Raw genomic sequence first — 2,617 nt, 5'->3', positions numbered from 1 at the left:
TGGCGCGGCGGCCGCCGCCCGCAGGGCTGGTGGCGTCCTCCCGACGGCAGCTATGGCTGGGCCGGCCCGGTGTTCTGGCCGTTCGCGCATGACGATCTCGCCAATGCGATCATCTTCGCCGACACCACCAGTATCTCGCTTTATGGCTATGGCGACATCTATGCCGCGATCTTCTCGCCCTACGCCGCCACCGAGCTCGCCGCCTACACCGCGCCGCAAGGCAGGCGCGCGCGCAAGATCCCGTCGGCGCAAAACATCTGCGATGTCAGCGATCCCGCCGGCTTCCCTGCAGAACTCATATCGACCGCCGTGCAGCCCAGCGAATTGCAGCGCGCCGCGCTCGACGAGCTCGTGAACGCCTGGCAGGCTGCCCGCGATAGCATCCGCGCCACCTGCCCGGCAGAGGTGCCCGCGACCGCGGCGGAGCGCCTCGGCCTGATGCGCGAGCGTCTCACGGTCATGATCAAGGCGATGGACACGTTTGCGCCGGCGCTCGCGAAATTCGAGGGGCTCCTCGACGACGGCCAGAAGACAAAGCTTGACGGGCTGGCCAGGGAGCGCCGCGCCGCGCTGGCCGCGGGCCAGAAGAAGGACACGCAGGCTGCATCAGCATGCGATCCCAACAGCGATCCACGCTATGACGAAAAGCTGCAGCGTCAGTATGAGCAGCTCGTGCAGCAGCAATGGCCCGCGGGCGACATCGCCGCGACGCTTCGCCTCGACGAGACCGCCCGCGCCCGCCTCGAGGTGCTGCAGGACACCACCCTGCGCACCATGGAAACGCTCAGTGCCTGCCCGTCACAGCCCGCCGCGACCCCGCAAGCCCGCCTCACTGCCGCCAAGGCACGGCTGGAGACGATGCTGCAGGCCGTGAACGGCGTCGCTGATGCCTTCGATGATTTCGAGGCTGACTTGAGCGACGAGCAGAAGGCGGGGTTCGAGGCGATCGGGCCGAAGCGCGGGGCGTGATCGGGCCACGCGGAGCGGCATCTTTTGTCACCGGAAGCGGGTCATGCAGAGCTGCTTGTCCTCGGCCTTCTTTTGGAAGCCGTAGTGAATGCAAGCCGCATCTTCCGTTGGCGTGTGCTTCCTGATCTTGAGATAGATGCGGGACGGCTTGCCCTCGCCAAAATAGAGATCACCCGAAACAGCCACCTTGCCGTCGCCGACAAACTCGTGGCGGTTGAAGTCGCCGGCTTCGGCGGTCGTTCCGAAGCAGCCACGCACGAGATTCATGAGCTTGTCAGTACGCTGTTCCAGCTCGCGTCGCGTGGTCTTGTCGTATTTCCAGTCGCATTCATAGGTCGGCACGATGCGCAACGTGATGTCCTTGTCGGTCCCCATTTCTATCGCGCACACGGCTGAGGTCGAAAGGAAGTCCTGCGAAAGGGTCACGGGGGTGACGTACTCGTCGATCGCCGCGAGGTCGCTGATCTTGACGCCCTTGCTCCCAAGCGTGCCGGGTTCGATGAACCACTGCTCCTTCTTCTCCTTCGTGATGGCAGCGAAGAGGGTTGCGGCTTCGGAGCTGACGGATCTTATCTTCTCGCAAAACTGGCTTTGCCTCTGGCTCGCATCGGCCGCCTTCACCGCCGGAGTGGATTTTTCTTCCTTGGCGAGCTTGTCGGCCTGGATCTCTTTGAGCTGCCGGATCATGCCGGACAGATATTCGAGGTCGGCCTTGGCGCAGGCCTTGGCTTTCCTGGCTTCGCCCTCCTTCAACCAGCCGACGTACATCTTGTCGACCGGGCCCTTGCTGCAGCCGGCATCGATCAGCTTGAGCTGCTCGGTGTAATAGGCCTGCTGATCCTTCAGATTGTTGTCGGCGTCGATACAGCTCAAAGCATGGTCGCGCAGGTCGGTGAGACGGTTGTACTCGTCGCGATCGATTTCCTTCTTGTCGTATCTGTCCCTGATCGGCGGCATCGTCGCGTATTTCAGGTCTTCGATGGCGGCGCGCTCGCGTGCATTGAGATTGAGGGACGCCTTCTGCTCGGCATCGAGACGATGTTCCACACTAAAATCGCTAGGACAGCGGTTGGCCGCCTGCAGGGTCACGGGATTCAGGACGACGAAGGCAAGGACAACGAAGCCGACGCAATTGCGCATGGGACTATTCCTGGGGCGAGCAATGTCGGCAAAATAGCCGGAAATCCGTCCCAGGCAATCCCGTTGGTCTATGCTGCTGCGCGTGCCCGGCGATCCCCAGGCTACCCGCACGCCCAGTCGAACTTCATATCCCCGAAGTCGAGCTGCGCGTTGCCGGTGCCGAAATTGTAGCCGCCAAGATATTCCTCGAACTCGATGTAGAACGGGCTCATCTCCGGGACCGCCTGGCAGGGCCGCATGGTGCCGCCGAGATGGTTGTGGGCGTGGTCCTTGGCCCAGTCGTGCAGGCGGTAATTCTCTGGGCTCGGGACGCCGTCAAAGTAATAGTAGGACTGATAGTCGCTCGGCGGGTTGCGCGGGAAGTGCGGGTCCTGCGGGGGCTTTCCGGCGTTGGGATCGGTCGCGCGCGGCACCAAGGCGATTCCGAGGTTCTCGGTCAGATCGGCGCGCGGAGGGCCCGCGAACATTTTCTGCGCAAAGGGCGGGGCGGCCCCGTAGAAGGCGCTGG

2 protein-coding genes and 1 pseudogene are annotated in these 2,617 nt (G+C 63.4%); 1 reads left to right on the top strand and 2 read right to left on the bottom strand.

Annotated features, from left to right (window positions below; genetic code table 11):
- Positions 1–969 (top strand): Spy/CpxP family protein refolding chaperone (locus MOV75_RS33995; RefSeq protein ID WP_247007524.1); only part of this gene is annotated, 969 nt, incomplete at its 5' end.
- 27 nt (positions 970–996) lie between these two features.
- Here the strand turns inward: MOV75_RS33995 and MOV75_RS33990 are convergent.
- Positions 997–2,109: a hypothetical protein gene (locus tag MOV75_RS33990; protein ID WP_247007522.1), complete on the bottom strand. Its 1,113-nt coding sequence runs from the start codon at positions 2,107–2,109 to the stop codon at positions 997–999.
- A gap of 101 nt (positions 2,110–2,210) precedes the next feature.
- Positions 2,211–2,617, bottom strand: a pseudogene (locus MOV75_RS33985) (hypothetical protein); the annotation flags it as partial.

The organism is Bradyrhizobium sp. PRIMUS42 (assembly GCF_023006515.1).
Classification (GTDB): Bacteria; Pseudomonadota; Alphaproteobacteria; order Rhizobiales; family Xanthobacteraceae; genus Bradyrhizobium.
Note: the sequence above shows the minus strand (reverse complement) of the source record. Positions and strands in the feature narration are given on the sequence as shown.

Bases quoted from the DNA above. Each gene is read 5' to 3' on its own strand.
- MOV75_RS33990 (WP_247007522.1), bottom strand. From the start codon at position 2,109: ATGCGCAATTGCGTCGGCTTCGTTGTCCTTGCCTTCGTCGTCCTGAAT.